21 protein-coding genes and 1 tRNA gene are annotated in these 19,002 nt (G+C 60.7%); 11 read left to right on the top strand and 11 right to left on the bottom strand.

Annotation, left to right across the window (positions count from 1 at the left end):
- Positions 1-117: 117 nt before the first annotated feature.
- Complete coding sequence (recF, locus tag SynBIOSE41_RS02500; protein WP_370594171.1) at positions 118-1,176, top strand: DNA replication/repair protein RecF; 1,059 nt, start codon at positions 118-120, stop codon at positions 1,174-1,176.
- Positions 1,177-1,205: 29 nt separating this feature from the next.
- Positions 1,206-1,688: an adenosylmethionine decarboxylase gene (gene speD, locus SynBIOSE41_RS02495; protein ID WP_186539487.1), complete on the top strand. Its 483-nt coding sequence runs from the start codon at positions 1,206-1,208 to the stop codon at positions 1,686-1,688.
- 8 nt (positions 1,689-1,696) lie between these two features.
- Here speD and larE read toward each other — a convergent pair whose 3' ends face one another.
- Complete coding sequence (larE, locus tag SynBIOSE41_RS02490) at positions 1,697-2,545, bottom strand: ATP-dependent sacrificial sulfur transferase LarE (RefSeq protein ID WP_186539486.1); 849 nt, start codon at positions 2,543-2,545, stop codon at positions 1,697-1,699.
- Between the two features lie 60 nt (positions 2,546-2,605).
- Here larE and SynBIOSE41_RS02485 point away from each other — a divergent pair, with 60 nt between their 5' ends.
- Positions 2,606-3,802 (top strand): cob(I)yrinic acid a,c-diamide adenosyltransferase, encoded by a 1,197-nt coding sequence (locus SynBIOSE41_RS02485; RefSeq protein ID WP_186539485.1) that lies wholly within the window; start codon positions 2,606-2,608, stop codon positions 3,800-3,802.
- A 16-nt stretch (positions 3,803-3,818) separates the two neighbouring features.
- Here SynBIOSE41_RS02485 and moeB read toward each other — a convergent pair whose 3' ends face one another.
- Positions 3,819-4,982, bottom strand: a complete 1,164-nt coding sequence (moeB, locus tag SynBIOSE41_RS02480; protein ID WP_186539484.1) for a molybdopterin-synthase adenylyltransferase MoeB — start codon at positions 4,980-4,982, stop codon at positions 3,819-3,821.
- Complete coding sequence (locus SynBIOSE41_RS02475; protein WP_186539483.1) at positions 4,979-5,530, bottom strand: M67 family metallopeptidase; 552 nt, start codon at positions 5,528-5,530, stop codon at positions 4,979-4,981. The genes moeB and SynBIOSE41_RS02475 overlap by 4 nt, the downstream gene beginning before the upstream one ends.
- 53 nt (positions 5,531-5,583) lie before the next feature.
- On the opposite strand from SynBIOSE41_RS02475, the gene SynBIOSE41_RS02470 reads away from it, so the two are divergent.
- Positions 5,584-5,940 (top strand): CAAD domain-containing protein, encoded by a 357-nt coding sequence (locus SynBIOSE41_RS02470; RefSeq protein ID WP_066904406.1) that lies wholly within the window; start codon positions 5,584-5,586, stop codon positions 5,938-5,940.
- A gap of 40 nt (positions 5,941-5,980) precedes the next feature.
- Here the strand turns inward: SynBIOSE41_RS02470 and SynBIOSE41_RS02465 are convergent, their stop codons facing one another.
- On the bottom strand, positions 5,981-6,862 hold the full coding sequence (locus SynBIOSE41_RS02465; protein WP_186539482.1) for a fructosamine kinase family protein: 882 nt from the start codon (positions 6,860-6,862) through the stop codon (positions 5,981-5,983).
- Between the two features lie 35 nt (positions 6,863-6,897).
- On the opposite strand from SynBIOSE41_RS02465, the gene crtD reads away from it, so the two are divergent.
- Entirely contained in the window at positions 6,898-8,412 is a 1,515-nt protein-coding gene (crtD, locus tag SynBIOSE41_RS02460; protein ID WP_186539481.1) for a C-3',4' desaturase CrtD, read from the top strand.
- Here crtD and SynBIOSE41_RS02455 read toward each other — a convergent pair.
- Positions 8,396-9,316, bottom strand: a complete 921-nt coding sequence (locus SynBIOSE41_RS02455) for a prephenate/arogenate dehydrogenase (RefSeq protein WP_255476019.1) — start codon at positions 9,314-9,316, stop codon at positions 8,396-8,398. The genes crtD and SynBIOSE41_RS02455 overlap by 17 nt on opposite strands.
- An 85-nt stretch (positions 9,317-9,401) precedes the next feature.
- Here SynBIOSE41_RS02455 and SynBIOSE41_RS02450 point away from each other — a divergent pair, with 85 nt between their 5' ends.
- The 3 genes from SynBIOSE41_RS02450 to SynBIOSE41_RS02440 all read left to right on the top strand — a co-directional run bounded on the left by SynBIOSE41_RS02450 (position 9,402) and on the right by SynBIOSE41_RS02440 (position 11,545).
- Positions 9,402-10,844, top strand: coding sequence for a helicase (locus SynBIOSE41_RS02450; protein ID WP_186539480.1), 1,443 nt, complete (start codon positions 9,402-9,404; stop codon positions 10,842-10,844).
- Between the two features lie 40 nt (positions 10,845-10,884).
- A complete protein-coding gene (locus tag SynBIOSE41_RS02445; protein WP_066904418.1) occupies positions 10,885-11,124 on the top strand; it encodes a DUF2839 domain-containing protein in 240 nt (79 codons plus the stop codon).
- 76 nt (positions 11,125-11,200) lie between these two features.
- The gene (locus tag SynBIOSE41_RS02440) at positions 11,201-11,545 is read left to right on the top strand and encodes a DUF1815 family protein (protein ID WP_186540706.1); all 345 of its coding nucleotides are present in this window, start codon (positions 11,201-11,203) and stop codon (positions 11,543-11,545) included.
- Here SynBIOSE41_RS02440 and recA read toward each other — a convergent pair whose 3' ends face one another.
- The 6 genes from recA to SynBIOSE41_RS02410 all read right to left on the bottom strand — a co-directional run bounded on the left by recA (position 11,546) and on the right by SynBIOSE41_RS02410 (position 17,011).
- The gene (recA, locus tag SynBIOSE41_RS02435) at positions 11,546-12,688 is read right to left on the bottom strand and encodes a recombinase RecA (RefSeq protein ID WP_186539479.1); all 1,143 of its coding nucleotides are present in this window, start codon (positions 12,686-12,688) and stop codon (positions 11,546-11,548) included.
- Positions 12,689-12,841: 153 nt separating this feature from the next.
- The gene (locus SynBIOSE41_RS02430) at positions 12,842-13,606 is read right to left on the bottom strand and encodes an HAD family hydrolase (RefSeq protein WP_255475908.1); all 765 of its coding nucleotides are present in this window, start codon (positions 13,604-13,606) and stop codon (positions 12,842-12,844) included.
- Positions 13,607-13,622: 16 nt separating this feature from the next.
- Positions 13,623-13,694, bottom strand: a tRNA-Gln gene (locus SynBIOSE41_RS02425).
- Positions 13,695-13,799: 105 nt separating this feature from the next.
- A complete protein-coding gene (locus SynBIOSE41_RS02420; protein ID WP_186539478.1) occupies positions 13,800-15,434 on the bottom strand; it encodes an AAA family ATPase in 1,635 nt (544 codons plus the stop codon).
- 69 nt (positions 15,435-15,503) lie between these two features.
- Positions 15,504-16,517: an LdpA C-terminal domain-containing domain gene (locus SynBIOSE41_RS02415; RefSeq protein WP_186539477.1), complete on the bottom strand. Its 1,014-nt coding sequence runs from the start codon at positions 16,515-16,517 to the stop codon at positions 15,504-15,506.
- A 32-nt stretch (positions 16,518-16,549) separates the two neighbouring features.
- A complete protein-coding gene (locus SynBIOSE41_RS02410; RefSeq protein WP_186539476.1) occupies positions 16,550-17,011 on the bottom strand; it encodes an NAD(P)H-quinone oxidoreductase subunit N in 462 nt (153 codons plus the stop codon).
- A gap of 395 nt (positions 17,012-17,406) precedes the next feature.
- Between SynBIOSE41_RS02410 and rplC the strand changes: the two genes are divergently transcribed.
- Genes rplC through SynBIOSE41_RS02395 form a run of 3 tightly spaced genes read left to right on the top strand, consistent with a single transcriptional unit; the run spans position 17,407 to position 18,993 of the window.
- Complete coding sequence (rplC, locus tag SynBIOSE41_RS02405) at positions 17,407-18,063, top strand: 50S ribosomal protein L3 (protein WP_186539475.1); 657 nt, start codon at positions 17,407-17,409, stop codon at positions 18,061-18,063.
- On the top strand, positions 18,063-18,698 hold the full coding sequence (gene rplD / locus SynBIOSE41_RS02400) for a 50S ribosomal protein L4 (protein ID WP_186539474.1): 636 nt from the start codon (positions 18,063-18,065) through the stop codon (positions 18,696-18,698). The genes rplC and rplD overlap by 1 nt, the downstream gene beginning before the upstream one ends.
- Entirely contained in the window at positions 18,691-18,993 is a 303-nt protein-coding gene (locus SynBIOSE41_RS02395) for a 50S ribosomal protein L23 (protein WP_066904443.1), read from the top strand. The genes rplD and SynBIOSE41_RS02395 overlap by 8 nt, the downstream gene beginning before the upstream one ends.
- Positions 18,994-19,002 lie beyond the last annotated feature (9 nt).

Genomic DNA, 19,002 nt, shown 5'->3' with positions numbered 1-19,002 from the left:
GCGGCTGGGAGAACAACCACGCTCCAGTTACCTTAACCACACACCGCACCCGGACCGATTCGGCTTCTCCGGCTCGAACTGCAGGAGTTCCGCAACCACTGCAACCTGCAGCTGGTGATGGATGCGCCCCGTCTGCTGGTGATCGGCAGCAACGGTGTAGGGAAATCCAACCTGCTCGAATCGGTCGAACTGCTGGGCAGCCTTCGCTCCCATCGATCCAGCCAGGATGCGGATCTGATCCACTGGGATGCCTCCCGCGCTCTGCTCAGGGCCACCTGCGCGGATGAGGATGTGGTGGAGCTCGAACTGCGGCGCCGGGGAGGTCGACAGGCACGTCGCAACGGCAAGGTGCTGCAACGTCAGATGGATCTGATCGGGCCGCTGCGTTGTGTTGGATTCAGCGCTCTGGATCTGCATCTGGTGCGTGGAGAGCCAGCACTGAGGCGCCAGTGGCTCGATCGGGTCGTGTTGCAGCTCGAACCTGTCTATGGCGACCTGATCGGTCGCTACAACCGCCTGCTGCGACAACGCAGCCAATTTTGGAGACGCGGTGGCCTCGGCACATCCTTGGAGCAGAGGGTCTTATTGGACAGCTTCGACACCCAGATGGCACTGGTGTGTACACGCATTCATCGCCGCCGCCGCCGTGCATTGGCACGACTGGAGCCCCTCGCGGCAGCCTGGCAGCAACGTCTCAGCCAGGGGCATGAGCAGCTGGAACTGCGCTACACCCCTGGAAGCGTGCTGGAAGGGGAAGAGGCCGAGGAAGCCTGGAGGCTGTCCATCGAAGCGCAACTGCAGCGTCAGCGGCCGGAAGAGGAAAGGCTGGGTAGCTGCAGGGTGGGCCCCCACCGCGACGAAATCGACCTGATGCTCAATGGCACTGCCGCTCGCCGCTTCGGCTCTGCGGGTCAGCAGCGCACCGTGGTGCTGGCACTGAAACTGGCGGAACTGGAATTGGTCGGGGAACTGTGTGGTCATCCACCTCTGCTGCTGCTGGATGACGTGCTGGCGGAACTGGATCCACGCCGCCAGCTCACCCTGCTGGAAGCCGTGGGAGATTCCCATCAATGCCTGGTGAGCGCAACGCACCTGGATGCCTTCGAAGGGCAATGGCAGCAGCGTTCGCAGATTCTCAACGCTGATCACTTGAGAAACGGGATGAGAAAAAGCTAGGGTCTGGAGCCCTTTGCCTTGATGCCCTGATGGAGCAGACCCTGTCCTGCCTGCATCCCAACCCGGGATGGGACCTCGCTTTGACCGCTTCAGCCCCAAGCCCCAATCAGGCTTATGCGACTGACATGGTGGGCAAACATTGCATCCTTGAGCTCTACGGCTGCGATCAGCGCAAGCTCAACGACGAAGCCTTCCTGAGAACCACCATCACGATGGCAGCGAAACGTGCTGGTGCCACTCTTCTCAACCTCATCACCCACCGATTCGAGCCACAGGGTGTGACCGGACTCGCCCTTCTGGCTGAGTCGCACATCTCAATCCACACCTGGCCGGAAAACGGTTATGCCGCCGTGGATGTGTTCACCTGCGGCGATCACACCATGCCCGAATCAGCCTGCGAGCACCTCAGGCAGGAGCTTGGAGCAGCAAGCCATGCCATGCGCAGCTTTCTGCGTGAAACACCTGCGGCAATGGCTGAAGCTGAACGAACACCGAGCATCCAGGCCGGCTGAATGGGTTCTCAACCGGGTATGACCCGGTTGAGCTTTCCGCTCACCAACCCTTCCAGATCGAGGCTCACACTGGTGAAGCCGATGTCAAGCATGGCCTGAACCAGGGGCACCCTGAGATCAGGAGCCAGCAATTCAGCGAGCCGCTCCGCAGGAACCTCGATCCGAGCGGAAAGGCCCTGGGAGCGAACTCTGACGCGGGAGAAGCCCCGTTTGATCAACCAAGCTTCGGCTTGACCAACCTGTCTCAGGCGGTCATGGCTGATGGCTTCCCCATAGGGGAACCTGGAGGCGAGGCAAGGCTGAGCTGGCTTGTCCCACCAGGGAAATCCCATCGCCTTCGACAGTCGTCGCACGCAGGACTTGTCAATCTGCAGATCCGCCAGCGGAGAGCCCACCCCTGCTTCACTGGCCGCCTGCAGGCCAGGCCGATGATCGCCGAGGTCATCGAGATTCACACCATCCAGCACCCTCGCGCCTTCGGCAGCCTCAGCAATGGGAGCGAGATGGCTGTGCAGCTCCCGTTTACAGGCATAACAACGATCCGTGGGGTTGCTGCTGTAGGCGGGGTCTTCGAGCTCCCTGGTTTCCACTTCGCGGTGGCTGATTCCCAGCCAGTGCGCCTGCTGACGCGCTTCAGCCAGCAGATGAGGAGCAAGCGAAGGCGACACACCCGTGATGGCACACGCGCAGTCGCCAAGCTGTTCCCGGGCAATGGCAGCAACAAGTGTGCTGTCCACTCCTCCTGAGTAAGCAACGAACACTCGTTCGCACTCCAGGATCCATGCGCGCAGCTGATTCAGCCTCTGCTCATCCTCGATGGACAGTGGTTCCAGCAGGCGCAAGGTCTCGAAAGCCACTGCTGAAAATAGGAATATCGTTATGCTCCGATCGTAAGAAGCGCCATCTAGAAATCGACGATGGACGCAGTCCAGTCATCCGACAGCTCGAGCGGAACTCGACGCAACAGCAAGCCAGGCATCGGCATCGTCACAGCTGCCGACAGCCGTGAACGCAGCCTTGGCCAGCTCCATGTCTACGACGGAGAGGGCAAGGGCAAAAGCCAGGCAGCACTCGGTGTGGTGCTGCGCACCATCGGTCTTGGCATCTGCGAACAACGGAGAACCCGGGTTCTGCTGCTGCGGTTCCTTAAAGGACCTGGTCGGGCCTACGACGAGGATGCAGCGATCGAAGCACTGCAACAGGGTTTCCCTCACCTGATCGACCAGGTCCGCACTGGACGGGCCGACTATTTCAACGCTGACGAAGCCACCAAATTCGACCAACAGGAAGCCCAGCGGGGTTGGGACATCGCGCGAGGCGCTATTGCCAGCGCTCTCTACTCCGTTGTGGTTCTGGACGAGCTGAACCCGGTGCTCGATCTCGGGCTGCTCGACATCAATGATGTGGTGAAGACCCTCTCGGCTCGACCGGAGGGCATGGAAATCATCGTCACCGGACGCGCTGCCCCACAACCGTTGATTCATATCGCCGATCTGCACTCTGAGATGCGCGCCCACAGGCGAATCGAGCCCAAGGACGATTCACTGCTTCCATTCCCATCCCCGGGTGGAATCGAGATCTACACCGGCGAAGGCAAGGGAAAATCCACCAGTGCCCTGGGGAAAGGTCTCCAGGCCATCGGCCGAGGTATCAGCCAGGACAAAAGCCACCGCGTCCTGATCCTGCAGTGGCTCAAGGGAGGCAACGGCTACACCGAAGATGCTGCGATCGCAGCTCTACGCGAAAGCTATCCGCATCTGGTGGACCACCTGCGTTCCGGACGGGACGCAATTGTCTGGCGTGGTCAACAGGAGCCGATCGACTACGTGGAGGCCGAACGTGCCTGGGAGATCGCCCGAGCGGCGATCGCCAGTGGCCTTTACAAAACCGTGATCCTGGACGAACTCAATCCCACCGTGGATCTGGAACTGCTACCGGTCGAACCCATCGTGCAGGCCCTGGTGCGCAAACCCTCCGAAACCGAAGTGATCATCACTGGTCGCTGCAAACACCCACCGGCCTACTTCGATCTGGCGAGTGTCCATTCGGAAATGGTCTGCCACAAGCATTACGTCGAACAGGGCGTCGACCTCAAGCGCGGGGTTGATTACTAAGACCCTGGTCAGAATCTCAGTAACGGGGGACTCCAGGATCCACTTCCTGTGACCAGGCATCGATCCCTCCCGACACATTGGTGGCATCGATTCCATGCTGAGTCAGAAGCTCGACCGCCCGCGCGGAGCGTCCCCCCAGCTTGCAGTGCACATAGATCGGTCGATCACCAGCAAGGCGGCGAATCTCGTCGATCCCCTCTCCGTTCTCGATTCTTGCAAGCGGGATCAGTTGCGATCGAGGGATCACGGCCACGTCTGCTTCAGAAGGATTGCGCACGTCAATCAGCTCCAGCTCACCGCCGTCTTCCAACAATGCGCTGAGCTCCTTCACGGAAATGCTTCTCACGCTTGACGCTCCCTCAAGACGTCCGGAATCTTCGACGCTACAGAACGCCTCGTAGTCGACCAGGGCTGTGATGGGAGGGCGATGGGGTCGGCGCTGCAGACGGAGCTCACGGAATCGCATGGTCAGGCCGTCCACCAGCAGCAGCCTTCCATCCAGAGATTCTCCGATCCCTGCCAGCAACTTGATGGTTTCGGTGGCTTGAAGCAGCCCAATCAACCCCGGCATCACCCCAACCACACCTCCATCGGCGCAGGAGGGAACAAGGCCCGGGGGCGGTGGCTCTGGAACCAGATCGCGGTAATCCGGTGACTGGGGGCCCTTGTTGAAGACACTGACCTGCCCCTCAAAGCGCTGCACGGAGCCATACACCCACGGCTTGTTGAGCAAGGCGCAGACGTCGTTGATCAGATAGCGAGTGGGAAAGTTATCGGAACCATCCACCACCAGGTCATGGCCCTCGATCAGCTCGATGGCATTCGTGGTTGTAAGCCGACAGGCATGCTGCTCTACCTGACAATGGGAATTGAGACCCAGGATCCTCTCAGAGGCGGAGTCCGTCTTCAGCTGACCGAGGCGACTTTCAGCATGAATCACCTGCCGCTGGAGATTGGAAACCTCCACGCGATCATCGTCAACAATGCCGATGCGACCAACACCAGCCGCCGCCAAATACATCAATAGGGGCGAGCCGAGCCCACCTGCCCCAACACACAGCACCGAAGTCGCTTTCAAACGCTTCTGGCCGATGACCCCAAACTCCGGGAGTGTGAGGTGGCGGGCATAACGTCCTCGCTCCTGTGCACTCAGCTCGGGATCCGAAAAGTGTTCCGTCATTGCAAAGGCAGGAACGCGTCATCGGGACACGTATTCATAGTGTCTCCCACCGTTGCGTTGCTGTGGACAACCATTGAAAGCGCACTGACAGGTCTGTCGGGCGCCCCCTGCCGAGGCCCCTGCAACCACCAGGCTCGGACACCGGCAGTACCGGCATCAATGAGCACGACCCCCTCCCCGGCAGCCCATTGCCTGTCCAGTGCACTGGGCACCGGCTGCCCCCCTGGATGGGAGTGTGCACTGCCAAGAATGCGCCAACCTCTCTGACGAGACCATCGCTGGGCAGCGATCTGCTCACGAGGATCGAGTGCAAACCGTGATCGGCGCGAAGCCGAGATCTGCGCTCGATCGCCATCTGCATTGATCGGATCGCTGAATCCGCCGAAACCAGGGCCCCAGACATTGCAGCAGGGCCATACAAAGTGCACATGCGGATCAGGTGCTGAGTTGCCAAGCAGCAGTGCGCAGCCCTCTTCCGGCGAAACGGCCTTCAGTGAGGCCCTGAGAATCATCAGACAATCGAGATCGATGCGGAGCCGGCATGGCATTCCAGTGATCTTGCCGATATCGTCGCGGAGTATTAGTAGCCAGCCTAGGCGTCATGAGCGACGAAACCACTACGCAGTCGACTGAAAGCGCCACAAGCGACAACGTCGCATTCGCTGAGCGCTACAAAGACGTCCTCGGCAAGGTGAACGAAACCCTCGACAAGGTCGACTGGAGCCAGGCAGGTCGCATCGGCAAGGTTGTTGGCATTTTCGCCGCTGTGATCGTTGCCCAGATCCTGATCAAAGGAATTCTCGACACGATCAATTTGCTGCCGGTTGTCCCAGGCTTGCTGGAACTGCTCGGCGTTGTGGTCGTCGGACAATGGAGCTGGAAGAACCTCACGACAAGTGACAAGCGCAATGCACTCGTTGCCCGGATCCAGACTCTGCGCAAGGAGTACTTGGGCTGAAGCGACCGAATCTCAACCGTAAGAGCCAAGCTGAATCTTTTTAGAGCAAGGCGAGCCGCAGATCCTTGAAGATCTCGCGGCTTTGTTGTTTGTATCCACCCCCAAAAAGGTTGGCGTGATTCAACAAGTGATAGAGATTCAGAACTTCAATTCTGTGTTCTGCACCATCCTGGAGCGGCCATTCACTGCTGTAACCCTCCATAAAGCGACGGGAGAAGCCACCGAACAGACGGGTCATGGCCAGATCCACCTCGCGATCAGCCCACCAGCTGGCGGGATCAATCAAGAGACCACGACCGTCAGCCAGGACCGCGGCATTGCCGGCCCACAGATCGCCATGCACCAGACAGGGCTCAGGAGCATGAGCATTCAGCCATGCAGCGATCGGTCCAAGCAGTGGCTCCCACTCCTGCGCAGCCAGCCCCCACGCACTGGCCAGGCACAGCTGGGGGTGCAGTCTGAGTTGAGTGAACGCATCACCCCAGCTGTCACACCATCCCGAGGGTTGGGGCCCCAGACCGATGAAGCCATCGTGATCCCAGCCAAAACAACCAGGCCCGGCCACAGCCGACGCACGATGCAGCTTCGCCAGTCCCCGGCCCAGGCGGAACTGATCTCCGCTGCTGGCATCCCACCAGGCCATCACCAAAGCTGACTTGCCAGCAAGTGGTAAGCAACCCAGCACCTGGGGCACTTCGATCAAGGCTGGATCAGCCCAGTGACGCAAAGACTGCAATCCTGACTGTTCAGCCAGCAGGTTGGCCGTCTGAGCCACCTTGACAAACAGTTGCTCACCATCGCTCAGACTCAGCCGCCACGTGGATCCGACACTGCCCCCGCCCACACTGCGCAGACCCACCACCTCTCGCCCCTCAAGCACCTCAGCGTCCGCCGCCAGAGCCCGTTCCAGCTGATCACGCATCCACGTTGATCCAACTCTGCTGCCAGCATGCCGCGATGGAATCAGTCCAGGACGTGATCGTGATCGGTGGGGGCATTGCCGGCCTCACCGCCGCAGCCCTGCTGGCCCATGAGGGTTTGACCGTCACCCTGCTGGAGGCGCACCATCAGCTGGGCGGTTGTGCTGGAACGTTCCGACGGGGTCGCTTCATTTTTGATGTGGGTGCCACACAGGTTGCGGGACTGGAACCAGGAGGGAGTCATGCTCGCCTCTTCCAGCACCTGGGCATCCAACCGCCTGAAGCCGAACAGCTGGACCCTGGCTGCGTGGTGGACCTCAATGACGGGTCACCTCCGGTGCATCTCTGGCATGATCCCCAGCGCTGGCGCCAGGAACGCAGCCAGCAATTCCCCGACAGTGAACGCTTCTGGCAACTGTGCAGCTGGATTCATCAGCAGAACTGGCAGTTTGCAGCGGCTGATCCAGTGCTGCCTGTTCGCACCGGCTGGGATCTCGGACGCACCCTGGCTGCGCTGAGCCCCGGAAATCTGGCTTGTGCCCCCCTCAGTCTGCTCACGGTTTCCGATCTGCTGAGCCTCAGCGGATGCGCTGGAGACCCTCGACTGCGACGCTTTCTCGACCTGCAGCTGCGGCTTTATTCACAGCAACCGAGTGACCGCACCGCAGCCCTCTATGGCGCCACGGTCTTGCAGATGTGCCAGGCCCCGCTTGGTCTCTGGCATCTCCACGGATCGATGCAAAGCCTCAGCGAGCAGCTGGCCACTGCCCTGGAACGCGATGGTGGGCGTGTGCTTCTGCGCCATCGCGCGCTGAAACTGGACCGCGACGACGGACAACCTGGATGGTCGGTCAGGGTTGAAGCGCCTGCGAAAGTGCAGCAATGCCTGCGTGCCAGCGAAATCATCTGCAGCCTTCCACCCCAGTGCCTGCCAGAGCTGATTCCAGACCAAGAACAGATGCCCGACCAGTACCGCAAGCACCTCAACAGCTTGAAGGCGCCGAGCGGAGCGCTTGTGTTCTATGGCGCTGTCGAACGGCATCAGCTGCCGGATGACTGCCCCGGACATCTTCAGCGCGACGGCAACTCTCCCGGCTCACTCTTCTTGTCGATCAGCCGCGATGGTGATGGCCGAGCCCCGAAGGGCCAGGCCACCGTGATCGCCAGTGTCTTCACCTCACCGGAGGGTTGGCAGGATATGGATGAGAAGGCTTACCAGCAGCGCAAACGAGAGCTTCAGGATTCAATTCGACAAGACGTCAATGCCGCTCTGAATCTGCCGGATGAGGCCTGGCTGCATCAGGAACTGGCAACACCGAGAGGATTCGCCCACTGGACCGGTCGACCGAATGGCGTTGTGGGTGGTCTCGGTCAGAGCCCAGGTCGCTTCGGCCCCTTCGGACTGGCCAGCCGCACACCCATTCCCCAGCTGTGGCTGTGCGGTGATTCGATTCATCCCGGAGAGGGCACCGCTGGCGTCAGCCTGTCGGCACTGATGGCATGCAGGCAGTTAATGGCTGCGCGAGGCCTGAACATCAGGCTTGCGGCATAGCTGGATCAGAAGGGGGCTCCAGGAAACCGGGACGCAATGCACGGGTCTTTTCCAACTCCTGCTCCAGTTGAGCCCAGTGGCCGTTGAGGATTGCCTCTTCCAGCTGCTCGAGGCTCCATCGATAGGCGGCAAGAGACTTCAACAGTGCGGGGGTATTGCGGCAGGCCATCGCCGTTCCCAGCGCTGGATTACCGCCACCGACTCTGGTTGTATCCGCGAAACCGCTGGAGGCCAGTTGACGCGCAAGATCACGCACACGTGGGTCTCGCTCCTCCCCGAGCACGCGTAGCAGTGCTGCGCTCACCATCACGGGCAGATGCGAGATCAGGGCAACAGCCTGATCATGAATGAGCGGATCCGCACTGATCCAGTGTGCTCCGAGCGAGCAAGCCAGGGCTCTCACCTGCTTCACGGCTTCGGGGGCTGTCTCAGCTTCCGGCGTTCCAACCCAGGCGCGTCCTCTGAACAGACCGCGGCAACCCGACTCCACCCCTGACTCGGCAGTCCCTGCCATCGGATGAGACGCCACGAAGCGGGGATGAAGGTCTCTCCAGACATCGAGGACGGCTCCCTTCACCGACCCCACGTCCGTGACGACGGCTTCTGACGGCAGGGCTTTGAGCAGCGCATCTTGCGGCTGCAGCAAGGCCTCCAGCGGCAACGCCAGCACGACAAGATCGCAGCCCTCGAGGCAGGCAGGGTCGCAGCTGACAGCATCGACCAGCCCCCGCTGAAGGGCACGCTCCGCTGTGCTGTCTCGATGCACAAGGCCCTGAACGCTGACCCCAAGAGCACGCAGATCAAGGCCGATCGAGCCACCGATCAGGCCAAGACCCACAACACCGACCCTGCTGAAACCAGCCAGTTCTGCGATCCGCTCCTGATCCATCACCGCTGTGTGCATCCAGCCCATGTTGCTCGACCCATGCAGGGATCGGAACAGCTCAGCCTGAACCGATGAGCGTCCCAGCGCTCCTTAGGCTGCTCAAATGCTGGAAGTCCAGGCCCATCAGCAGCTCAAGCACCTGCTCAGGGGAGAAGCAGGACAATGGGAGCACCAACTGACCCTGAGTCGGCTGGTGGGCCGAAGCCTGCGACGACAGGATCGAACCAGAATCCAACTCTCCGCGGGCAGCAGCGACCGCTGGTGGCTGGCCCTGCTGGTGCCCCTCAGCCTGCGCAGAGATCACACCGTGCTGGTTCTCGAGCCGACACAACACCAGCGGCTGCTGCACGTTGAACGGCCACGTCTGCTGGAGAGCGGATTAAGGCTGGGCTGCTGGACAGGCTTTGATCCCCCGCCCGGAGACCAGATCTGGCTGTTGACACCCCAACAGCTTCTGGATGTCCATCGCAGCGGACAACTCCGTTCAGACGACCATCTGGTGATTCCGGAGGCGGAGTGGCTGCCAGACCGTCTTCGGCGAGCCATGACCGTGAAGATCGACTCCCATCACTGGGAGGAGCTGCGAGCAGCATTTCCCTCCGCCGGAGAGGGTTTGCTCGATCTGCACGAACGCCTGAGCCGCCAGCTTGTCGCCCCTGGAGGCGGAACGAACCGCGACCTCGCCATGCCCGAGAGCGCTCTGACCATGGTGTGCGATCTGCTGCAGTTGCTCGGACCAACACCACAACCGTGGTGCCAGCTGATCTCCATGGACCGAGCGTCATGGGCCAGCTGGGCTCGCGTGAATCCAAACACCCTTCAGTGGAGCTGGCAGTTGCAACCGCTGGAACCACTGATCACGCTGGAATCACTCTTCTTGAACCATCCCTGGACACTGATCCATGGAGATGGTGGCTGTCGTCGTCATGGCGACGAGCCGAACAGTGACAGCGAGGAGCTGCGCATTGATCTGCGCGATGCCCCGCGAGGAGAAACGCTGCCGATCTATCTGCCCAGACGTCAGCCATTGCCGAACACGGAAATTTTCGCCGGACATCTGCTGGAACAGAGCCGACGCCTGATCCTGGGCCGATCTGGCTTGACCGGCGTGCTGGTTGATGATCCATGCATGCGTCAGCGTCTCTGCAGCGAACTCGCGGCGGAGTTCGGCAGCAGGGTCACCCTGGAAATCACGGCACCGGAGTCAAACGGAGTGATCTGCTGCAGCTGGAGCTGGTGGTTGAGCCATCAACATCTGCTGCCTGAACCGGAACAGCTGATTGCAGCCATGCTGCCGATCGCCAGCCTGGAGGACCCACTCACCGCAGCCCGAGTGGAGTCGCTGAAGCGACAGGGGCGTGATTGGTTTCGCACGCTTCTGCTCCCGGAAGCACTGGCGACCCTGATCCCTGCCATTGCCTCTCTGAGGCGCAGCGGCGGTCGCCTGGCCATCCTCGACGGCAGGGTGCGCGGACGCAGCTGGGGAGAGCAGGTGCTGCGAGCCCTTGAACCCTGGGACTCGTTGCAGAGACTTCGTCCAGACTGACAATCACTTCTAGGCTGATCAACAGCTTGTGAGGCCTGGGATGGGAGAAGCACGACGCCGTGCCAGTCAGGGACTGCCACCTCGCCAGCGCAAACCAGACCCCAAGGATGCTGAGCGGTTTATCGCCTGGTTACCGCTGACTCGCGCCCAGGCCACGCAATTCGTGTCGATCACCACACGAGGCGCCTGGATCGGAATCGCAGCCCTGGTGCTGTTCTGGGTGGTGGTGCGCTTCATCGGCCCTGCCGCCGGATTCTGGACACTGGCCGACAGCCCTTAAAACCGGGAAAGCACACCAGGCGCCCTGAATTCGGAAGAAAACCTTTAGGGTCATTTGAACCTGGATGGTGTTCTTCGTGTTCCTCAGACTTTCCGAGCAATACCGCTCGGTCGTCCACGATCTGGTGATGAGTCTGCAGGCTCTGGCAGCAAATCTCAGGAAACAGGGCATCACCGCAACCTGCTATGTCTGCGATGACGGTCAGGACGGAAGTGGAGCCTCATTCATGGCCGAACTGGGCGAGCAGCACATGGTGCGCTTTCTGGTCTCTGACTTCGGGATCAGCTGGGTCGAATCCCGCAATGGGCGCGAACTGGTGAAATTTGAAGGCGCAGAAGCCATTCAGGAGCTTCAACGCATCGCAGGCAATCTGCAGAGAAGCCGCAGTGAATGCAGCTCCTCACAGATCCAGCAGGGATGATCAGGCTGCGTCCTTCGACGGAGCAGCAACTTCAGCGGACTTGGCGAGAGGCTTGGCAGCAGCCGAACGTGCCGCAGCCGCGAGAGGACGCATGGAATTGGACGTCACTTCTGAACCTTCCGTCAGCTTCTGCCGCACCAACACTTCAATGGCATCCTTGGCCTCCGGATTTTGTTCCAGCCAACCAATGGTGTTGTCACGACCCTGACCGATGTTGTCGCCCTCATAGCTGTACCAGGCACCCTTGCGAGTGACCACACCCGTCTCCTCAGCCAGATCCAGCAGACAACCCAGCGTGCTGATCCCCCGACCGAAGAGAATGTCGAATTCCGCAATGCGGAAAGGGGGAGCCACCTTGTTCTTAGCCACCTTCACCTTGGCGCGGATACCGTACTCCTCGGTACCGCGCTTCAGCGTTTGAATACGGCGGATATCAAGCCGCACTGAGGCATAGAACTTGAGGGCGTTACCACCGGTGGTGGTTTCTGGATTGCCATAGGTGACGCCGATCTTGAGACGCAGCTGATTGAGGAAAATCACCGTGCAACCGGACTTGCCGATGTTGCCGGTGATCTTGCGCATCGCCTGGCTCATCAGGCGGGCCTGACTGCCCACCGCAAGGTCTCCCATCTCACCCTCGATCTCGGCACGGGGCGTGAGAGCGGCGACGGAATCAACCACCACGATGTCGACAGCCGCGGAACGGACCAGCTGATCCACAATCTCCAGCGCCATCTCGCCTGTATCCGGCTGCGATACCAGCAGATTTTCCACATCCACTCCCAGTGACGCGGCATAAACCGGGTCGAGAGCATGCTCGGCATCCACAAAGGCTGCGACGCCTCCATTGCGCTGAACCTCGGCAATGGCATGCAAGGTCAACGTGGTCTTACCAGAACTTTCGGGCCCATAGACCTCAACGACACGTCCCTTGGGATATCCACCACCCAAAGCGAGATCAAGAGTGAGGGCTCCGGTGGAGATTGTTTCCACCCTCATTCGGGATGCGTCTCCAAGACGCATGATCGATCCCTTGCCGAAGTTGCGCTCGATCTGACCGAGCACGAGATTGAGCGCTTTATCGCGCTCACCTGGGCGGACATCTCCACCGGGGGACTGGGAGGCTTTCACATCGGCTGGCATGGCTGAAACAGTTAAAGAGCAGAAGAACGCCGCAGGCAGCTGATCGGGACGGCGGATGAACCGACGCCTCGGTGGGATTCAGAGACCGGACAGATCATCCAGTGCCCCGATCCAGGCCATCCGTCTCACGTAGTACAGATGTACGTTATCGAATCAGGGCCAGTCCGCCAAGGGGGCTGCGAACTGCTCTGGTCGCAGCAGGCGAATGGCACCGGAGGGATCAGTGAAATCAGTAGGTCTCAGGTATCCCCAGCTGACCAGCCAGCAGGGCAGGGATTCAAGACCTGGGGTGGCACGAACGGTTTCCAGAGTGGGGCGACGGTCCTCAACAAAACCGCTCAAGGTCCAGTCGCAGGCGAGGCGGCGCAGCACCTCAGGCTTCGATCCCGACTCATGGCCATCCAGCCGTTCAGGTTTGAGCCCCATCGAGGCGAGCAGCTCGGCCGTGAAATCACGTGCCTTTGTGGTCAGCACAGCCCAGGCCATGTTCTCTTCCGAAAAAGCATTCAAACGTTCAGGCACGCCCGGATAGGGCTGATGCAGAGCCAGCCAGGCATCACGATCGGTCCGCACCGCATCGGCCCGCACCGCCTCCAGTGCTTGCTGCAGCAAGGCAGGCGTCCAGCTGAAACGTTTCAGTGCAGCTGTGCAATGCGCCGCGTAATCATGCACAAACTCGTGGACCCCGAGCTGCTCGAGAGGGCCGCATTGCTCAGAGATCAATGCCGCGATCAGCACCATCTCCCAACCGTGATGAATCCAAGGCCTGAGCTGCCTGAACTCTGGAGGTGTGGACTCAGGAAGATCGACAGCAGGATGCAGACGCAGGCAGGCACGACGAGCACTCCACCAGTACTCATTCATCCCATCCACAATCACGCCGTCAAAATCAAAGACCAGCAGACTGGGGGAAAGCACCGAAGTTCAAAAAAAACTGGGCCGCTAGGATTCGAACCTAGGAATGGCGAGACCAAAACCCGCTGCCTTACCGCTTGGCGACGGCCCATTGACTCCAGTTATGAGACTCCCTACGGAGGTCAACTCTGGGGTTTAAATAGTTACTCACAATGGAGTGACCTTCGTCAATGCATTGGGGCCACTAGATCGTTGATCATGGGGGGAAAACCCTGAGCCGGCGTTGGTCACTGGATCCATAGACATCGCTCTTGAGGCTGTAACGCGCCACAAGATCCGCCTGCATCTGGAGGACGTTCTCATTACGGGGCAGGAGTTCAACCGGACGACCCTGCGGCATCACAATCTGCTCCACCGCAAGACGACATTCCTCAAGAGCAGCCAAGGCGTCATCTCGGTCAGGCTCGTCTGATGACGCCTCAGGCTCGTGATCCTTCCTCGGCAGGGTCTGGCGGTTGAGCAGGCGCTCAAGAGCTCGCTCAACCTGGGCCAGAGAGTCCGACTTGATCACAAGAATCGGCACCCCGGCCTCCCTTGCCTGTCGGCGCAGCTCGGGCTGGCGTCCCAACCCTTGACGCACGCTCAGCAGCACATCAGCACACGCCAGATCGTCAACGGCACTGACGGGCCAGCCATGGCAGCGGACAGCCTCTTCAAGTCGCTGCCGACTGAGTCCACAACAGAGCACCTGCAGCTTCACCTCGCGCAAGGCCACATCAGCGGGGGACTTTTCGGAACCACGGTTGCTGGGACCGGAACGCCTGGGGTCGGGCAATGGAACAACGGCCAGGGCAGGCCGACGCTGAGGAGGCTGCGGCACTGATGGTTCGGGATCGACCAGCCTGACACCTCCATCCGCCATCAGCTCACGCTCCTGAGGCCTGGGACTTTGTCCACGCAGCAACAGATCCACCGTGCGCCCAACATCATCGTGAACGGCCCAGCGATGACGGCTGTGCATCTCCACAGCGAGCGGGAATGTGGGTTCAGCGGCACGCTCCAGAACCGTTTTCTGGGTTCGGCGACGTCGAGCCTCATCGTCACCCAGGGTGACGGACTCAATCCCGCCCACCAGATCGCAGAGCGTTGGATTCTTGATCAGATTGGCAAGAGCATTGCCGTGGGCGGTGGCCACGAGCATCACGCCCCGCTCTGCGATTGTTCGTGCCGCCTGAGCTTCCAGCTCTGTGCCGATCTCATCAATCACGATGACCTCAGGCATGTGATTTTCGACCGCCTCGATCATCACCTGATGCTGGAGTTCAGGCTTGGACACCTGCATACGCCTGGCACGACCAATCGCTGGATGTGGAATGTCTCCGTCACCGGCAATTTCATTGCTGGTGTCGATCACAACGACCCGTTTGTGCAGATCATCTGCCAGAACACGGGCAATTTCCCTTAGGGCTGTGGTCTTGCCCACACCGGGGCGTCCCATCAGCAGGAGTGACTCACCGCTGTCGAGCAGATCACGAACGATGGCGACTGTTCCGAAAACGGCACGTCCCACACGACAGGTGAGGCCCACCACATCACCTCTCCGATTACGGACGGCACTGATGCGATGCAGGGTTCGCTCGATGCCGGCACGATTGTCGGCGCCGAATTGGCCAATCCTGCCCACCATCTCAACAAGATCCTGGCGCTCGAGGCAGCTCTCGCCGAGTTCTACCGAGCGACCTGGATAACGCGCCTCAGGAATCCGACCGAGATCGAGCACGACCTCAAGCAGCTGATCACGACGGTCAGCAGGCGCAAGAGCTTCCTGAACTGCAGTTGGCAACAGCGCGAGCAGCCGCTGCAGATCATCGGTGATGCGCTCAGTACCCATGGCCCAGGCTCCCAGTGCTCATCAGGAGCTGAACGCCTTCTAGCAGGACTGTGTCCCCAATCGGGACAGTCAGGGGCGTGAAAGCCAGGGGGTTACAAGATCACGGGCCAGCGCCAGAGCCTGCTCCCAGCCAAAAGGCCAGTCACGCAATGTGGTCCGGCGGCATTCCGCCTCCTGCAGAAGCGGTTGCACAATCGAACGGGCCATGCCACCGAAGGCGACGCCGGCAGGACCACTGGAACGCGGCAGCCCCAGGCCCTCCAGCAAACCAATTGTCGCGCCGTTGGTGCCTCCCGCCAGCTGCAACGGCCCGGGAGGTGCGCTGGTCCGGACCTGCTGCCAGAGACGCAGAGCCGCGCGGGCCGTGCCTGCACCGACATCGCCACTCATCGGACGTCCATCCAGCTGCCAGAGAGGACGAAACCCGCGCTTTCGCAAAGCCTCGTGGCGCCCCCAGAGCTCCGTAACCAGATCCGCTGCGCGCAGTCCATGCCCCTCCAGTCCGCAGCTCACCGCAAGCCTGCGCAGCGAAACTGAGGACGCAACAACCTGATCAAGCGTGCGTTCAAATTCCTCGAAACGATCCGGCGCGGTGTGCACCTCAAGCGCATCGGGTTGCAGCTCTGCGAGCAGAGGGGCGAGATTATCGAGCCCCACCCGATGATCGGAGGTTTCAATCAGTCCAAGCGGACAAGCCGGCAAACAGCGCCCACAGCCATAACAACGGCTTGGGTCGACACCCGGACCGGCGTGAATGGCATCAGCCGGACAAACTCGCTCGCAGGGCCGGGGACAATCCGGCGGGCAGCGGGAAGGGTCAAAGACAGCCTTGCGGAAATGGGCATCGCGACCATCGCTGACGCTGACCATCAACCAGGGAGCATGACCGGTGCGTTCACGGGCCCAGCTGAGACCCGTTCGAGCAGCATTCACAACAGCCGCATCGGCTGCCACATCAACACACTGAACACCCGCAACCGCATAAAGCGCGCAGAGATCAGCCACCGCAGCCAGGTCCTGATTGCTGGCCCCACAGATCAACTTGACCCAACGCCCCTCGCCAAGGGCATCGTCACCGGCCATCAATGGTCCGGTGACCGGCAGAAGACAGGCGTTCAGGCTCCCAGCAGCCGTGTCATCGGCTGCCAGCGGAGGCTGCGGGCACCACCCATTTCCACAACCAGCTTCAAACGCGGCTCACGCCGACAAAGATCACACAGGGAAAGCAACTCAGATCGAGACAACACCTGCCCCTCGATCAACCAGAGAACAACAGGTTTATTACCCAGCAACATCTCTCCGAGCTGGGGCATGACCTCCTGCACCTCACCAACTGCTGCGCCACGTCCGACACTTTGATGTCCGAGATGTGGAGGGCGCACGCCATGTTTCTGAAAGAGGAACACCTCAGGATCTCCGAGACCTCGTGCCGAGGTGATATGGGTGCGGTAACCGGCAGCACGCAGACGCCTCAGCAGGCGAGTCTCTGCGCCGCCTTCAAGCGGAGCATGGACTGCCATGACACCGGCAGATTCCAGTTCACGGCGGAAACCCCGACCTGAAAGCAGCAACGGCATGAAATCAGTCCAGATGAACCGAGTCTGGCAGCTGATCAGGGATGAATGGAAGCCGGAAGGCAGTGGTGTAGGGTTTTCGTTTGCTCTGCCGATCTGTGCCCGTCCGCTAGCCGGGCCTCCAGTTCCAAGAGCAGGTCCGGCGTGTGCGCCGGATCTTCAGGCCAGTGCAATTCTGCGATTTCATTCGTTGCATTGCCGGGAAACTACCGACCCCCCGGTCGATCAAGTCCCAGCCAGCTGATTCGCTCGCTAGCCCCAATCCGAATTGCCCCAGCGGTTTCCGTTGATGCTTTCGGCCATGACTGCGTCATCTCAATCAGCGCCCTTCAGGCCACGGCTCAAGCAGCGTCAAGTTGCAACAGCTGAGGTTGTCCACGCTGGCGTTATTACCTCCCATGTCCATCGGCATCCTTGGGAAGAAACTGGGTATGTCCCAGTTCTTCGACGAGCAAGGCAAAGCCGTCCCGGTCACCTTGATCGAGGCGGGGCCTTGCCGGATCACCCAACTCAAGACCACTGAAACTGACGGCTATGAAGCCGTACAGATCGGCTTTGGCGAAACACGCGAAAAGCTGATCAACAAGCCCGCCAAGGGTCACCTCGCTAAATCCGGCAAAGGGATCCTCCGCCACCTGCGTGAATATCGCGTCGACGACCTCAAGGGTCTCGAGCTGGGTGGAGCCATCACCGTGGGTGATTTTGAAGCAGGCCAGAAGGTCGACGTCAGCGGCGACACCATGGGTCGTGGCTTCGCCGGTTATCAGAAGCGTCATGGCTTCAGCCGAGGTCCGATGACCCACGGCTCGAAGAACCATCGTGAGCCCGGTTCAACCGGTGCCGGCACCACACCTGGTCGGATCTATCCCGGCAAGCGGATGGCTGGTCGCTACGGCGGCAAGAAAATCACCACGCGGGCTCTCACCATTCTCAAGGTGGACAGTGAGCGGAACCTGCTTGTGGTCAAGGGCTCTGTTCCTGGCAAGCCTGGATCGCTTTTGAACATCCGGCCCGCCAATCGCGTGGGTTCCAAGCCCGCCAAAGGAGGTAAGTGATGGCCAATTGTGTCGTTCGTGACTGGCAGGGCAAGGAAGCCGGCAAAGCCTCCCTGGACCTGAAGGTGGCCAAGGAAACCACCGCCGTCGACCTGATGCACCGAGCAGTGCTGCGCCAGCAGGCCCACAGCCGTCAGGGAACCGCCAGCACCCTCACCCGTGCGGAAGTACGTGGTGGAGGTCGCAAGCCTTACAAACAGAAAGGGACCGGTCGCGCCCGTCAGGGGTCGATCCGTACGCCTCTGCGTCCAGGCGGCGGCATCGTGTTTGGTCCAAAGCCCCGCACCTACAACCTTGCGATGAATCGCAAGGAGCGTCGTCTGGCCCTGCGCACCGCGCTGATGGCCCGCATCGACGACGTGATTGTGGTGAAGGACTTCGGAGCAGCCCTCGAAGCGCCAAAAACTCGTGAAGTCGTTGACGCACTCGGGCGCCTCGGAGTTGCTGCCGACGCCAAGGTGTTGATCGTGCTCAGCGCCCCCAGTGAGGTTGTGCGGCGTTCCGTTCGCAACCTCGAGAAGGTGAAGCTGATCACGGCTGACCAGCTCAACGTCTTCGATCTGCTCAACGCCAATTCACTGGTCTTGGGCGAAGAGGCAGTCGCAACCATCCAGGAGGTCTACGGAGATGACTGAGCGCTTCACAGGACGCCTGGCGGACGTGATCCGCAGGCCCCTGATCACTGAAAAAGCCACCCGAGCGCTGGAATTCAACCAGTACACCTTCGAGGTGGATCACAGAGCTGCCAAGCCCGACATCAAAGCCGCTGTTGAGCAGCTGTTTGATGTCAAGGTCACCGGCGTGAGCACCATGAACCCTCCCCGCCGCAGTCGTCGGGTCGGCAAATTTGCCGGCAAGCGCTCGCAGGTGAAGAAGGCTGTGGTGCGCCTCGCTGAGGGCAACTCCATCCAACTCTTCCCTGAGTCCTGAGGGGTCTGA

It is taken from the genome of Synechococcus sp. BIOS-E4-1 (assembly GCF_014279995.1).
Lineage (GTDB): Bacteria > Cyanobacteriota > Cyanobacteriia > PCC-6307 > Cyanobiaceae > Synechococcus_C.
The sequence above is the reverse complement of the archived record's forward strand: the minus strand, read 5'-3'. Positions and strand labels throughout refer to the sequence as shown.